General features: G+C 69.1%; 14 protein-coding genes and 1 pseudogene. 8 read left to right on the forward strand and 7 right to left on the reverse strand.

Features of this window, described 5'->3' with window-relative positions; all coding sequences use genetic code 11:
* Positions 1-1,563 (reverse strand): annotated as a pseudogene (locus NX794_RS34625) (hypothetical protein); the annotation flags it as partial.
* A gap of 166 nt (positions 1,564-1,729) precedes the next feature.
* Between NX794_RS34625 and NX794_RS34630 the strand changes: the two are divergent.
* Positions 1,730-1,918, forward strand: a complete 189-nt coding sequence (locus tag NX794_RS34630) for a hypothetical protein (RefSeq protein ID WP_258783679.1) — start codon at positions 1,730-1,732, stop codon at positions 1,916-1,918.
* 26 nt (positions 1,919-1,944) lie between these two features.
* Positions 1,945-2,226, forward strand: a complete 282-nt coding sequence (locus NX794_RS34635; RefSeq protein WP_258783699.1) for a type II toxin-antitoxin system RelE family toxin — start codon at positions 1,945-1,947, stop codon at positions 2,224-2,226.
* A 680-nt stretch (positions 2,227-2,906) separates the two neighbouring features.
* On the opposite strand, the gene NX794_RS34640 is transcribed toward NX794_RS34635, so the two are convergent.
* On the reverse strand, positions 2,907-3,101 hold the full coding sequence (locus tag NX794_RS34640; RefSeq protein WP_258783680.1) for a helix-turn-helix transcriptional regulator: 195 nt from the start codon (positions 3,099-3,101) through the stop codon (positions 2,907-2,909).
* Between the two features lie 120 nt (positions 3,102-3,221).
* Here NX794_RS34640 and NX794_RS34645 point away from each other — a divergent pair, with 120 nt between their 5' ends.
* Together NX794_RS34645 and NX794_RS34650 are read left to right on the forward strand one after the other, a co-directional pair.
* Positions 3,222-3,722 (forward strand): helix-turn-helix transcriptional regulator, encoded by a 501-nt coding sequence (locus NX794_RS34645; RefSeq protein WP_258783681.1) that lies wholly within the window; start codon positions 3,222-3,224, stop codon positions 3,720-3,722.
* A 24-nt stretch (positions 3,723-3,746) separates the two neighbouring features.
* Positions 3,747-4,901, forward strand: a complete 1,155-nt coding sequence (locus NX794_RS34650; protein ID WP_258783682.1) for a tyrosine-type recombinase/integrase — start codon at positions 3,747-3,749, stop codon at positions 4,899-4,901.
* Between the two features lie 7 nt (positions 4,902-4,908).
* On the opposite strand, the gene sodN is transcribed toward NX794_RS34650, so the two are convergent.
* The gene (gene sodN / locus NX794_RS34655) at positions 4,909-5,304 is read right to left on the reverse strand and encodes a superoxide dismutase, Ni (RefSeq protein WP_004983535.1); all 396 of its coding nucleotides are present in this window, start codon (positions 5,302-5,304) and stop codon (positions 4,909-4,911) included.
* A 145-nt stretch (positions 5,305-5,449) separates the two neighbouring features.
* On the opposite strand from sodN, the gene sodX reads away from it, so the two are divergent.
* Positions 5,450-5,884 carry a nickel-type superoxide dismutase maturation protease gene (gene sodX / locus NX794_RS34660; RefSeq protein WP_258783700.1) on the forward strand — a complete coding sequence of 145 codons (435 nt, stop codon included), beginning with the start codon at positions 5,450-5,452 and terminating at the stop codon, positions 5,882-5,884.
* Here the strand turns inward: sodX and NX794_RS34665 are convergent.
* Positions 5,788-6,417 carry a CGNR zinc finger domain-containing protein gene (locus tag NX794_RS34665; protein ID WP_258783683.1) on the reverse strand — a complete coding sequence of 210 codons (630 nt, stop codon included), beginning with the start codon at positions 6,415-6,417 and terminating at the stop codon, positions 5,788-5,790. The two genes, sodX and NX794_RS34665, sit on opposite strands and share 97 nt — an antisense overlap.
* A 118-nt stretch (positions 6,418-6,535) precedes the next feature.
* On the opposite strand from NX794_RS34665, the gene NX794_RS34670 reads away from it, so the two are divergent.
* Positions 6,536-7,294 (forward strand): class I SAM-dependent methyltransferase, encoded by a 759-nt coding sequence (locus tag NX794_RS34670; protein WP_258783684.1) that lies wholly within the window; start codon positions 6,536-6,538, stop codon positions 7,292-7,294.
* 64 nt (positions 7,295-7,358) lie between these two features.
* Here the strand turns inward: NX794_RS34670 and NX794_RS34675 are convergent, their stop codons facing one another.
* From NX794_RS34675 to NX794_RS34685, 3 genes are read right to left on the reverse strand one after another with little or no spacing between them, the layout of a single operon-like run.
* A complete protein-coding gene (locus tag NX794_RS34675; protein WP_258783701.1) occupies positions 7,359-8,111 on the reverse strand; it encodes an amino acid ABC transporter ATP-binding protein in 753 nt (250 codons plus the stop codon).
* A 50-nt stretch (positions 8,112-8,161) separates the two neighbouring features.
* Positions 8,162-9,094 carry an amino acid ABC transporter permease gene (locus NX794_RS34680; RefSeq protein WP_258783685.1) on the reverse strand — a complete coding sequence of 311 codons (933 nt, stop codon included), beginning with the start codon at positions 9,092-9,094 and terminating at the stop codon, positions 8,162-8,164.
* Between the two features lie 37 nt (positions 9,095-9,131).
* A complete protein-coding gene (locus NX794_RS34685) occupies positions 9,132-10,088 on the reverse strand; it encodes an ABC transporter substrate-binding protein (protein ID WP_258783686.1) in 957 nt (318 codons plus the stop codon).
* A 622-nt stretch (positions 10,089-10,710) separates the two neighbouring features.
* Between NX794_RS34685 and NX794_RS34690 the strand changes: the two genes are divergently transcribed.
* Together NX794_RS34690 and NX794_RS34695 are read left to right on the forward strand one after the other, a co-directional pair.
* Complete coding sequence (locus tag NX794_RS34690) at positions 10,711-11,934, forward strand: NAD(P)-dependent malic enzyme (RefSeq protein ID WP_258783687.1); 1,224 nt, start codon at positions 10,711-10,713, stop codon at positions 11,932-11,934.
* A 157-nt stretch (positions 11,935-12,091) separates the two neighbouring features.
* A complete protein-coding gene (locus tag NX794_RS34695) occupies positions 12,092-13,057 on the forward strand; it encodes a zinc-binding dehydrogenase (RefSeq protein ID WP_258783688.1) in 966 nt (321 codons plus the stop codon).
* The last annotated feature ends 27 nt before the right edge of the window (positions 13,058-13,084 follow it).

Raw genomic sequence — 13,084 nt, forward strand, 5'->3', positions numbered from 1 at the left:
GCGCGACGGGAGTTCGTCGTGCGAGAGGAATCCGCCCTCCTGCCACGCCGGGTCGTCGGCGTACTCGGAGTACTCCTCGGGAGCGCCGCGTAGAATGTTCTCCCTGCCCACCAGTTCCATGTCGAGACGCCGTTGGGTCTGGGCGCGCAGCAGGTTGAGGGTGCCGCTGAGCACGATCACCAGCCGGTAGCCGCGGTCCACTGCCTTGGCGATCACGCCGGTGAAACTCGCCGTCTTCCCGGACTGGACGTACCCCATCACCAGGCCCTTAGTCTGGTAGGCGGCCGCGTCTGTGGGGTCAGCGAGCCGCTCGACCACTCGGTCGGCAGCCTCGTCGATGCCAGTCACGGCCTCGGCCGACCAGCCCTTGAGGTCCCTTAGGCCCCGTTCGTAAGCGGGCCAGTACCAACCGTTGGCAAGGTGCGCCGGAGTGGCCCATGGCCGGTGCGGTTCGCTGATGACGACGGGGCCTTCGGCGAAGGAGACCGGGATCAACTCGGTCAGGGTCCGTCGGGTACCGGGCTCCAAGGCGAGCGCTTCGTACAACGCGATCCGTCGCTCGAAGCTGCGGGGTGGGCTGTCCGTCCATCGCGGGCCCGTCTCGTGGTCCCACCGATTAATGTTCCGTCGCCAGGAGTCCACCAACGGACCCGCGGCCTCGCCGGCGGCCAGCTGGCCACGCAGCACGTGCTGTGAGGTGTCGGGCCGGATCGGCAGGTCGGCTGACACGTACCCGAGCGCTCGGGCGAACGGCCGAGGACCGGAACCGAGCATGGTGCCGAAAGCCAGGTCGTGCAGCTCGACCATTGCCTCACCCAGCGAGCCGGCCTCCGAACCGCCCAGCGGGATGAGGACATCCAACACATCGCGGCGGCGCTGTTCGAGTTCCAGCAGGTCATAGGTCGCGACCCGGCGATCCCGCGTACCGGGCAGCGAGTGCGTATGCGCCATCGTGGGTGTGGAGTCCGTACCCGCCAAGAAGGCGCGCCAGGAGGCGAGAACGGCGGGGCGCACGCGGACCGGAGTGTCGTGGGCACCGGATGCGCAATGTGCCGCATAGCGGTCCAGCTCGGTCAGGAAGGCGTCGCCACAGTCCTCCAGCGACCCCGTGGAGATGTGCAGTTGCGTGCGCAGCCGACGGAGCTCCGCGTGGGCCACGGCCAGGTTGGCCTCTGCTTCCGTCCTTCTACGGTCTGCTTCCTTGGCCTGTTCGACTGTGCGGCGGACCTGCGCGCTCAGCGTCCTCATCTGGCGCTGTGGGTCCTTGCGCCCCTGCGCGGCGGCGGCATGGAGGCGTCGCAGGTGTTCCGCCCCGTCCGCGGAGAGCTTGTGTCCGGCAAATTTGATGATCGCTTCGACGAACTGCGCAGGCGGAAAGCTCTTACAGCCGAGGTACCTGCTGACCGTCGTGAAGTCCCACGGCAGCTCGTGGTCGGCGGCTCTGAACGAGAGGCCCCGCGTGGCGAACGCCGCGCGCATGGCCTCTACGAGGTCGCGTTCGGCGGCGGACAGATCGGCGCGGGGCTCGTCGAATGTGCCGGCCGCCCGGGTGTCTGACAGCACCACACATTCCTACCTGCTGCCTCTGACAACTGGGGCTGTTGCGCGGAATCCTGCAACACCCTGGCCGTTGCGGCCGGATCGGCAACAGTTGCCCCGTGCGCAACATCCCTCGCCTACCGGAACGTCGTCACCGGAACTACCCGACCTCACCACCAGGACGACGAAGATGCACAAGCGCAAGGCGATCAAGAAGGACCTGAATACGACCTCGAAGTGGGCGGCCCACATCCGACGCCTGCGTCGGCTCGCCCGCCGCGCCTGGTGCGTCCTCATCGGGCACATGCTCCGCGGCGCGGCTTCGGCTCTGGGGTCCACTCTCATGGCGTGGCTCATCTGGTGGGGGATGAACCGGTGAAGCACGAGACGGTTCCCTTCGTGCCGATCGGCGGCGGCGAGCCGTCTCCCGACGGCACCGACGTCTTCCGCCCCGAGGCGCAGGCTGAGCTTCGGAAGATCCCCCGCGACACGGCACTGCGCATCCTGGCCAAGCTGACCGAGCTGGAGACCGGCCCTCTGGGCTTCAACACCACCGCACTCGCGTCACTGCCGGAACGACGCCGTCTTCGCGTCGGCGACTACCGCGTCGCCTACACGATCAACAACGGCGAGCTGGTGGTCTGGGACGTTCACGTGGGACACCGGTCCACCGTTTACGAGACCTGATTACCCGCTGACTCCACGTCAGAACATCCAGCGCCCACCCAGCACGGTGACGACGAAGGGGTCGGACTTGATCGAGTCCGACCCCTTCTAGGCTGCACACTTAACCAATCACGTCACGTGCAGTGAGTGTTCCATTGCACATTGAAGCGGAATGCCTGCGCCTCGATCCTGACCTGCGGCGGAGCCCGGATTGGGCCGGTGACCTGGGGCTCCTCTTCGGCGCGCATTGGCGGCCGACGGACTTGCGTGGGTGCCCTGGGGGCTAGCCGGACGGAGGCTGAGAGGTTGTCTCACGTGGTGAGTGTGGTCAGTTTCTTGTAGCAGGTCAGTGTGGCTGCGAGGCCGAGGACGGCGAGGAAGTGGGAGCCCTTGCGTTCGTAGCGGACGGTCAGGTGGCGGTAGCCGAACAGCAGCAGAGTCTGGCCTCTGCTCCGTCGCTCCCTTTCGATGCCGGGGCAGGCCCTTGCCTGGGACGGCGATGGGCGGCCAGACGGCACCGGATGGGTGCGGGGTGGCGGGGGACGTAGGGTTGTCCACAGATATTCCTCTCGGGTGGGGGCGAGACGGGCAAGGTCTCGCCCCTGACCGGTTCGTTCAGGGATGGGCGATGTGCAAGGGGATCTCCGGCCCTCGGCGTAGGCGCGCCGAGGGCCGTTCCCGTGTCCGGGCGGTCCGGCGGCTCATGAGGCCAGGCCCCAGTCCCCTCCGCCGTCGATCAGCGCGCGCTCGTAGCGCGGCCGTTCTGTCTCGGGGTAGAGCACCCTCTTGCCGACCTTGATGCCGCGCGGCCCCTTCTTGAGCTGGCGCCAGTAGCGGACGGTGCTCTCGGCGGTGCGGTAGCGCTCGGCGACCTCAGCGGTGGTCAGGTATGGCATGCGTTCCCATTCGGCTAGGTGTCGATTCGATCTGCATAATCAGTACCTCATGATCGGCGGTTAGCCAAAACGGGAAGCTCATGTTTCAATCCGGATAGCGCTGGTCGCGATGGAGGTTCGATGGACGACGACATGACCGGGGGCGGCGAAGTGCCTCTGCTCTACAGCGAGGGCAACGTGGCGGGCCGCGTGGCCCTGGAGCGCGAGGTCAGGGGATGGAGCACGACCGACCTGGCCGAACGCGTGACCAGAGCCGGCGTGAAGATGAACCAGACCGCCGTCTGGCGCATCGAGAACGGCTCGCCCCGCCGCCGGATCAACCTCGACGAGGCGCTCGCCTTCTCCCGCGTCTTCGAGCTCCCCCTCGAAGAACTGATGTCCCCGCCCCTCGAAGGGCTCGACATCGACAGCAGACGGCTCGTCCAGGAAGCCGTCGAGGCTTTCTACGAGACCCGCGACGCCCGCGACCGCATGCACCGCGCTGTGGTCGCCGTCGCCGACCACATCAAGGCCCACCCCGACAGCTCGCGGGCCATCCACGAGCAGTGCCTCCGCCTCATGGGTGACGAGCGGGACGCTCGCACCCTCAGCAACGACATCGAGGACGGGGGCCACTACTGACAACCAGCACCAAGGAGACACCTCTTGGCGAACATCCAGAAGCGCCCCAACGGCAAATGGCGAGCCCGCTACCGCGACCTCGACGGCAAGGAGCACGCCCGCCACTTCGACCGGAAGCTCGACGCGCAGCGCTGGCTCGACGAGGTCACGACCAGCGTCATCACCGGCCAGTACGTCGATCCGCGCGCTGGTCGCATCACCTTCGAGAAGTACGCCGAGAGGTGGCAGGGCTCGCTCATCGCGAGCGAGGCGGGTGAGTGCATCACCGACAACGCCCTCCGGCTCCACCTCGTTCCGGCGTTGGGCGCCCGCTCACTGGCGGCGATACGCCGCAACGACATACAGGTGCTCTTCAAGCACCTTTCTGACCAGCTCGGCTCCGGCAGCGTCCGGAACGTCCACGACGTCCTCGTGCGCATGATGACGGCGGCGGTGGATGACAAGGTCATCGCCTCCAGCCCGTGCCGCCGGATCACTCTTCCGGTCATGCCGGACGAGGAGGTCACCCCGCCCACCGTCGCCCAGGTCGAGGCGATGGCGCGCGTGATGCCGCCCTATATCCGCGCGGCCGTCGTCACACTTGCCGGATCGGGTCTGCGAGTAGGGGAGTTGCTCGGCCTCAAGGTGGCGGACGTCGACTTCAAGGCCGGGAGCATCCGCGTGGAGCGGCAGCGGCTCCACGCGGGGAAGGTCGGTCCACCGAAGACGGCGAAGTCCCGGCGGACGGTTCCGGTCGGGGAGGTCGTCACCGACGCGCTCCTCGGGCACCTGGCCGCGCGCCCCTCCACGGAGTGGCTGTTCACGATGGAGGAGGGAGAACCGCTCAACTACCGGTGCTGGAGGACCGAATGGAACGGTGCTCGCAAAACGCTCCAGGCAGAGGAGGACAAGGCGGCCGCACGCGAGGGCCGCAAGCCCGTCGAGTTGCCGCACCTGATCACGCACGACCTGCGGCACTTCCACACCTCCGCCCTCATCGCCGGCGGCGCGAGCGTCAAGCAGGTGCAGATGGTCCTCGGGCACGCGTCCGCCGTCATCACGCTGCGGATCTACGCGCACCTGTGGCCGGGGGAAGAAGACCGCACCCGGGCCGTCATGGACGCCGTGCTCGGCGGCCTGCGGACCGGGTGCGGACAGCTCAGCGGCGCGACCTTTGAAAGTGCAGGTCAGGCCGCTTAGCGGGAGATCAGGCCTTCTTCGTCTCCCAGAAGATCTTGTCGATCTGGGCGATGTAGTCCAGGGCCTTCTGGCCCGTCGCCGGGTCGGTGGAGGCCTTGGCGGCGGAGAGGGCCTTCAGGGTGTCGTTGACCAGCTGGTGCAGCTCGGGGTACTTCTCGAAGTGCGGGGGCTTGAAGTAGTCGCTCCAGAGCACGGACACGTGGTGCTTGGCGAGCTCCGCGCGCTGCTCCTTGATGACGGTGGCACGCGCCTGGAAGTGGGGGTCGTCGTTGCCGGCCATCTTTTCCTGGACGGCCTTCACCGACTCCGCCTCGATGCGGGCCTGGGCCGGGTCGTACACGCCGCAGGGCAGGTCGCAGTGGGCGCTGACCTTGACCTTGGGGGCAAACAGGCGGGAAAGCATGGAGCATTCCTTCCTCGTGATCGTCTTCTCAGGTGCGACATTACTCCCTGAGCAAGCCGATTTCTCGGGTGCCCCCTGGGGCTTAGGACAAAAGTCCAGGGTCAGACTGAGACTGGTGGAGGAACGGACCGGGGAGGTGCCGGGGATGCCGGAGCCGTCGCAGGAGGCGGAGCGGGTGAGGGCCGGGGCGCCGTTCGGGCTGGCGGAGGTGACGGGGCCGTCGATGGTGCCCACGCTGCGCCACGGTGACCAGCTGCTGGTGCGGTACGGGGCCGCGATCCGGCCGGGTGACATCGTGGTCCTGCGGCATCCGTTCCAGCAGGACCTGCTGGTCGTCAAGCGGGCCGTGGAGCGGCGCGAGTCCGGCTGGTGGGTGCTCGGGGACAATCCCTACGCGGGCGGGGACAGCACCGACTACGGGGTGGTGCCGGACGAGCTGGTGCTGGGCAGGGCGTGGCTGCGCTACCGGCCGGTGCCCGCCGGTCAGCGCTCGCCGCTGACGCTGGCGCGCTGGGCGGTCTCGGCCGCCAGGCCGCTGTTCTCCGACCGGTCGGCCTCCAGGCGCTTGCGGGCGCGGTAGGCGGCCACGTTGGCGCGGGTGGCGCAGCGGTCGGAGCAGTAGCGCCGGGAGCGGTTGGTCGAGGTGTCCAGGTAGGCGTTGCGGCACGGGGCCGCCTCGCACAGGCCGAGCCGGTCGACGCCGTACTCGGTGAGGTGGAAGGCCAGGCCCATGGCCGCGATCGCCGCGTAGCCGGCGGTGGCGTTGGACGGGTGGTCGGCCAGGTGCATGTGCCACAGCGGCCGGCCGTCGTCGTCGCGGAAGTCGTGCCCGGAGATCTGGGGGCTGACCGGGAACTCCAGCAGCAGGGAGTTCAGCAGGTCCACCGCGAGGGTCTCGTCGCCCTGGTCGGCGGCCTCGAAGACGGAGCGCAGCCGGGCCCGGACCGAGCGGAAGCGGGTGACGTCGGCCTCGGTGGTGCGCCGGGCCGCCGTGCCGTTGGCGCCGAACAGGTCGCGTACCGCCTCGACCGACGTCAGCGCGTCCTTACCGCGGGCCGGCTCCTCGCTGTTGACGAGACGCACGGCGTAATCCGAGTAATAGGCCAGTTCCACTTGTAGTCCTTACGGCGGCGCTTTATGGTCAAGTCTGCGGTCCGGTAATGGCCGGTCGTGCATCCAGGGTATTACGGGTATGACGGGTACGGCACGGGACGAGGGGAGCTGGAGTTCCATGACCACGAGCACGGGAACCGACTGGGCGGCCTGGCAGGAGAGCTGGGACCGGCAGCAGGAGTGGTACATGCCGGACCGCGAGGAGCGCTTCCGGATCATGCTCGACATGGTGGAGGCGCTGGTCGGCACCACCCCGCGCGTGCTCGACCTCGCCTGCGGCACCGGCACCATCACCGCCCGCCTGCTGGCCCGCTTCCCCGGGGCCACCAGCACCGGCGTCGACCTCGACCCGGCGCTGCTCACCATCGCGCGCGGCACCTTCGAGGGGGACGACCGGGTCTCCTTCGTCACCGCCGACCTCAAGGACCCGAACTGGCGGGCCGGACTGCCGTACGACACGTACGACGCCGTGCTGACCGCCACGGCCCTGCACTGGCTGCACAGCGATCCCCTTGCCGCCCTCTACGGCCAGGTCGCGGAACTCGTCCGCGACGGCGGTGTGTTCATGAACGCGGACCACATGATCGACGAGAGCACGCCGCGGATCAACGAGGCGGAGCGCGCACAGCGCCACGCCCGTATGGAACAGGCCAAGCGGGGCGGCGCCCTGGACTGGGCGGAGTGGTGGCAGGTCGCCGCCGAGGACCCGGTGCTCGCCGAGCCGACCGCCCGCCGCTTCGAGATCTACGGCGAGCACGCGGACGGCGACGTGCCCTCGGCCGGCTGGCACGCCCGCACGCTGCGCGAGAAGGGCTTCGGCGAGGCCCGGCCGGTGTGGTGCTCGCCCTCGGACACGCTGCTGCTGGCCGTGAAGTAGTCCCGAGGGGCAGGGAGAAGGGCGGTACGGGTGGGCCCCGTACCGCCCTTCTCGGAGCGACGCGTCAGAGGACCTTGGACAGGAACGACTGGGTCCGCTCGTGCTGCGGGTTGGTCAGGACGTCCCGGGGATGGCCGGATTCGACCACCACGCCGTCGTCCATGAACACCAGGCTGTCGCCCACCTCGCGGGCGAAGCCCATCTCGTGGGTGACGACGACCATCGTCATGCCGGACTCGGCCAGGTCGCGCATGACGTCCAGGACGTCACCGACCAGCTCCGGGTCCAGGGCCGAGGTCGGCTCGTCGAACAGCATCAGCTTCGGGTCCATCGCCAGCGCCCGGGCGATCGCCACCCGCTGCTGCTGGCCGCCGGAGAGCTGCGAGGGGTAGTGCCCGGCCCGGTCGGCGAGCCCCACCCGCTCCAGCAGCTGCATCGCCCGCTCCCGGGTCTGCGTCCGGCCGGCGCCCTTGACCTGCACCGGCGCCTCCATGACGTTCTCCAGGGCCGTCATGTGCGGGAACAGGTTGAAGCGCTGGAAGACCATGCCGATGTCGCGGCGCTTCATGGCGACCTCGCGGTCCCGCAGCTCGTACAGCTTGTCGCCCTGCTGCCGGTAGCCGACCAGCTCGCCGTCGACGTAGAGCCGCCCGGCGTTGATCTTCTCCAGGTGGTTGATGCACCGCAGGAAGGTCGACTTGCCGGAACCGGAGGGACCGATGAGGCAGAACACCTCGCCCGGCCGCACCTCCAGGTCGATGCCCTTGAGCACCTCGACATGGCCGAAGGACTTGTGGACGCCCTGCGCCTTCACCATCGGGACCGTGCCGCGTGCCGCGGTGTCCTGCGTCTTGCTCAGTTTGTCGGTCATGCCGCGACCTTCCTGCTGGAGAAGGTCGTCAGGTGGGCCCTGACCTTCTGCCACGGGGTCGGCGGCAGGCTGCGGCTGGAGCCGCGCGCGTAGTACCGCTCGACGTAGTACTGGCCCACGCTCAGCACCGAGGTCATGATCAGGTACCAGGCCGCGGCGAGGAAGTACATCTCCACCGGGGCCCCGGAGTTCTGGCCGATGTCCTGGGCGTACCGGAACAGCTCGGGGTACTGGACGACCGACACCAGGGAGGTCGTCTTCAGCATGTTGATGACCTCGTTGCCGGTGGGCGGCACGATCACCCGCATGGCCTGCGGGATGACGATCCGGCGCAGGGTCCTGCCGTGGCTCATGCCCAGCGCGTGGGCGGCCTCGGTCTGGCCCTCGTCCACGGCGAGCAGGCCGGCGCGGCAGATCTCCGCCATGTACGCCGCCTCGTTCAGGCCGAGGCCCAGCAGCGCGGTCAGCAGCGGGGTCATGAAGTCCGACCACTGGTCCTTGTAGACCGGGCCGAGGTTGATGTACTCGAAGACCAGGCCCAGGTTGAACCAGACGACGAGCTGCACCAGGACCGGGGTGCCGCGGAAGAACCAGATGTAGAACCAGGCGATGGACGAGGTCACCGGGTTCTTCGACAGCCGCATCACCGCGAGGACGATGCCGCCGATGATGCCGATCGCCATCGAGGCGACCGTCAGCAGGAGGGTCTTGCCGACGCCGGTGAGGATCCGGTCGTCGAAGAAGTAGTCCGGGACCGCGTTCCAGTTGATCTTGCCCTGGCCGAACGCGTAGATGATCGCGACGAGGATCGCGATGGCGAGGACGGCGGAGACGTAGCGTCCGTAGTGCCGTACCGGGATGGCCTTGATGGCCTCCGGGCCGGCCGGGGGAGTGTCCTGCTCCCCGGCCGTCTTGTCGATGTCAGTCACGGGTGTTGCCTCTCGGTGGCCGCTGCGGTGCCGCGGGTCACTTGCCGCCGTTGACCACGGACTCCGTGACGGCACCGTTCCCGGCGCCCCACTTCTCCAGGATCTTCTTGTACTCGCCGCTCTTGATGACCGCGTTCATCGCGGCCTGGACGGCGTCCCGCAGCTGCTGGTCGTCCTTGGCGACGGCGATGCCGTACGGCGCGGCCTCGACCTGGTCGCCGACGATCTGGAAGTCCTTGCCGCCGCCGGAGGTCTTCACCGCGTAGGCGGCGACCGGGAAGTCCGAGGAGGCCGCGGCCACGCCGCCCGAGCGCAGCCGGGTCTGCGACTGCTGGTCGTCGTCGAACGGCTCGATGGAGAGCTTCTTGCCGGCGGGACACTTCTTGGCCTCCTGCTTGGCCAGGTCCTCCGAGACGGTGCCGCGCTCCACGGCGATCTTCTTGCCGCACAGGTCGCTCCAGGACGCGATGCCCTGGGTGTCGCCCTTGCGCGTGTAGATGGAGACGCCCGCGGTCAGGTAGTCGACGAAGTCGACGCCCTCGCCGACCTTCTTGCCGGTGTCCGGGTCGATGCCCTCCTGACGGTTCTTGTTGTCCGTCATGGCCGACATCGCGATGTCGTAGCGGCCCGAGCGCAGACCCGTGAGCAGGGAGTCGAAGGTGCCGTTCTCGAAGGTGAACTTCACCCCGAGCTGCTTGCCGAGGGCCGCCGCGAGGTCGGGGTCGATGCCGACGACCTTGCCGGAGGAGTCCTTGAACTCGACGGGCGCGTAGGCGATGTCCGAGCCGACCTTGACCTCGCCCTTGTCGCGGATGTCCTTGGGGAGCTTGCCGGCGAGCGGGGCGCTGCCGCCGGACACGGTGCCGGAGTCGTTGTCGTCCTTGGTCTGGTCGCCACAGCCGGTGAGCAGCAGGGCGCCCGCGACCGCGATCGCACCGACCGCTGCCAGACGGGAGCGGGCGGCGGTCGTACGACGGGTGGAGCTTGCGGTCATCGTGGTCCTCCGGCGGAAGGGAAGAGTGGCGATGGGTCGACGGAAACACACACCTTCGGGTGTCGCGACCTCGTGGGTTTACGGCATCTTGCCATTCGGGCTACGCCATTCAGGGGCGTCGCGATGTCAAAATCGGATAACGGGTGACCCCCGAACCACACCAGGTCGGTACATCCCCGGTCCCTCCCTACCGAACCATCTTCGGGAATACCGCGCCATGGCCGCAAAATCTTCGGCCTGTCTCAGGATGCGGTCGGCCGCTCTCCCGTTTGGGCGGTCGGATTCACGGCTTTTCCTACGATCGTCACGCCCTTCGGTGTCACCGAGCGCGACCACCGGCCCGCCCGGCGCGACCGGCCCGCCGAGCCGTCGGCCGCGCGTCACCCGGGCGTGGCTCCGCGGCCCCTCGATGTGACCTTGCGCCTATTGGACTCGTCGCGGGTGCCGTCCGTCCGGTAAGAAGGTTCTTTACACCCCTCATCCGGGGCTCAGGGCGCGTGTGCGGCGCGCCCGTCGCGCAGGTGCTCGTACGTATCCGCAATCGAGCCCCGCGCGGTGCCCGCCCACTCCTCACCAGGAGTGGTCGACCCTCAAACCATGCAGAGCTAAGGGGTAAAAAAAAGTGGCAGCGGAGATCGTCAATCCTCGCAGCGACAGCAATACGGACCAGGACGGCGGGGCGGAGCCCCTCGATTCCTTCGATCCGGCGTTCGCGCTGCACCGCGGCGGCAAGATGGCCGTGCAGGCCACCGTGCCGGTCCGCGACAAGGACGACCTTTCCCTCGCGTACACGCCCGGTGTCGCGCGCGTGTGCACCGCGATCGCGGAACAGCCGGAGCTGGTCAACGACTACACGTGGAAGTCGTCCGTGGTCGCCGTCGTGACCGACGGTACGGCCGTGCTCGGACTCGGGGACATCGGTCCCGAGGCCTCTCTCCCGGTGATGGAGGGCAAGGCGATCCTCTTCAAGCAGTTCGGCGGGGTCGACGCGGTGCCGATCGCGCTCGACTGCACCGACGTCGACGACATCGTCGAGACCGTCGTCCGGCTCGCTCCCTCGTTCGGCGGAGTGAACCTGGAGGACATCTCGGCGCCCCGGTGCTTCGAGATCGAGCGCCGGCTCCAGGAGCGGCTGGACATCCCGGTCTTCCACGACGACCAGCACGGCACGGCCGTCGTGACGCTCGCGGCGCTGCGCAACGCGGCCCGGCTGAGCGGACGCGAGATCGGGCAGCTGCGGGCGGTCATCTCGGGCGCCGGCGCGGCGGGTGTGGCCATCGCCCGGATGCTGGTCGAGGCCGGCATCGGGGACGTGGCCGTGGCCGACCGCAAGGGGGTCGTCTCGACCGGCCGCCAGGACCTCACCCCGGTCAAGCAGGAGCTGGCCTCCTTCACCAACAAGGCCGGCATCACCGGCTCGCTGGAGGACGCCCTCGCCGGCGCCGACGTCTTCATCGGCGTCTCCGGCGGTACGGTCGCCGAGGCGGCCGTCGCCTCCATGGCCGAGGGCGCCTTCGTGTTCGCGATGGCCAACCCGAACCCGGAGGTCCACCCGGAGGTGGCGCACAAGTACGCGGCGGTCGTCGCGACCGGGCGCTCCGACTTCCCGAACCAGATCAACAACGTGCTGGCCTTCCCCGGGATCTTCGCGGGCGCCCTCCAGGTGCGGGCCTCCCGGATCACGGAGGGCATGAAGATCGCCGCGGCCGAGGCGCTGGCCTCCGTCGTCGGTGACGACCTCGCCGCCGACTACGTGATCCCCTCGCCGTTCGACGAGCGGGTCGCCCCTGCGGTGACCGCGGCCGTGGCCGCCGCCGCCCGGGCCGAGGGCGTCGCCCGCCGCTGACCTCGCGGCAGCGACATGGTCCCGTCCGGTGCCGGACGGGACCATGTGCGTTTCACCGGCCGCGTGTCCCGCGCCGCCCGGGTGCCTCTTGGCAAGAGGGCATGTGTCACAGCGCGCTGTGGTTCCGCCGGCCGGGCGGCGGACCTATCGTCGGGGCATGTTCGCTGTCTACGCCGCCCGAATCGACCGCGACCAGCCGCTCACCGGCCTGGAGTCGGGGGAGCGTCCGGCTCCCGTGGCCCGGCCCGGCTGGAGCACCGTCACGGTGCGCGCCGCCTCCCTCAACCACCACGACCTCTGGTCCCTGCGGGGCGTCGGCCTCCCCGAGGAACGGCTGCCGATGATCCTCGGCTGCGACGCCGCCGGTGTCGACGAGGACGGCAACGAGGTCGTCCTGCACTCCGTCATCGGCCAGAGCGGGCACGGCGTCGGCCCGGACGAGCCGCGCTCCATCCTCACCGAGCGCTACCAGGGCACCTTCGCCGAACAGGTCGCCGTGCCGACCTGGAACGTGCTGCCCAAGCCCCGCGAGCTGTCCTTCGCCGAGGCCGCCTGTCTGCCCACCGCCTGGCTGACGGCCTACCGCATGCTGTTCACCAACGCCGGGGTACGGCCCGGCGACTCGGTCCTCGTGCAGGGCGCGGGCGGCGGGGTCGCCACGGCCGCGATCGTGCTCGGCAAGGCGGCCGGACTGCGGGTCTTCGCCACCAGCCGGGACGAGGCGAAACGCGAGCGGGCCCTGGAGCTGGGCGCGGTGGAGGCGGTGGAGCCGGGTGCCCGGCTGCCGCAGCGGGTGGACGCCGTCATCGAGACCGTGGGCGCCGCGACCTGGTCGCACTCGGTGAAGTCGCTGCGGCCCGGCGGCACGATCGTCATCTCCGGTGCCACCAGCGGGGACCGGCCCTCGCACGCCGAGCTGACCCGGATCTTCTTCCTCGAACTGAAGGTGGTCGGCTCCACCATGGGCACCAAGGACGAGCTGGAGGACCTGCTCGCCTTCTGCGCCGCGACCGGTGTCCGGCCCGTCATCGACGAGGAACTGCCCCTGGACCGCGCCCGGGAGGGCTTCGAACGGCTCGCCTCCGGTGACCAGTTCGGCAAGATCGTGCTGACCAACGGGTAGTCCGTCAACTGTGGTTGACGCCTCTTT

Source organism: Streptomyces pyxinicus, assembly GCF_024753135.1.
GTDB lineage: Bacteria > Actinomycetota > Actinomycetes > Streptomycetales > Streptomycetaceae > Streptomyces > Streptomyces pyxinicus.

What these genes read in the sequence shown, in the direction of transcription:
- sodN (WP_004983535.1), bottom strand. Translation starts at nt 5,304, where the DNA reads ATGCTTTCCCGCCTGTTTGCCCCCAAGGTCAAGGTCAGCGCCCACTGC.
- NX794_RS34670 (WP_258783684.1), top strand. Translation starts at nt 6,536, where the DNA reads ATGACCACGAGCACGGGAACCGACTGGGCGGCCTGGCAGGAGAGCTGG.
- NX794_RS34630 (WP_258783679.1), top strand. Translation starts at nt 1,730, where the DNA reads ATGCACAAGCGCAAGGCGATCAAGAAGGACCTGAATACGACCTCGAAG.
- NX794_RS34675 (WP_258783701.1), bottom strand. Translation starts at nt 8,111, where the DNA reads ATGGTGAAGGCGCAGGGCGTCCACAAGTCCTTCGGCCATGTCGAGGTG.
- NX794_RS34645 (WP_258783681.1), top strand. Translation starts at nt 3,222, where the DNA reads ATGGACGACGACATGACCGGGGGCGGCGAAGTGCCTCTGCTCTACAGC.
- NX794_RS34685 (WP_258783686.1), bottom strand. Translation starts at nt 10,088, where the DNA reads ATGACCGCAAGCTCCACCCGTCGTACGACCGCCGCCCGCTCCCGTCTG.
- NX794_RS34640 (WP_258783680.1), bottom strand. Translation starts at nt 3,101, where the DNA reads ATGCCATACCTGACCACCGCTGAGGTCGCCGAGCGCTACCGCACCGCC.
- NX794_RS34695 (WP_258783688.1), top strand. Translation starts at nt 12,092, where the DNA reads ATGTTCGCTGTCTACGCCGCCCGAATCGACCGCGACCAGCCGCTCACC.
- sodX (WP_258783700.1), top strand. Translation starts at nt 5,450, where the DNA reads ATGCCGGAGCCGTCGCAGGAGGCGGAGCGGGTGAGGGCCGGGGCGCCG.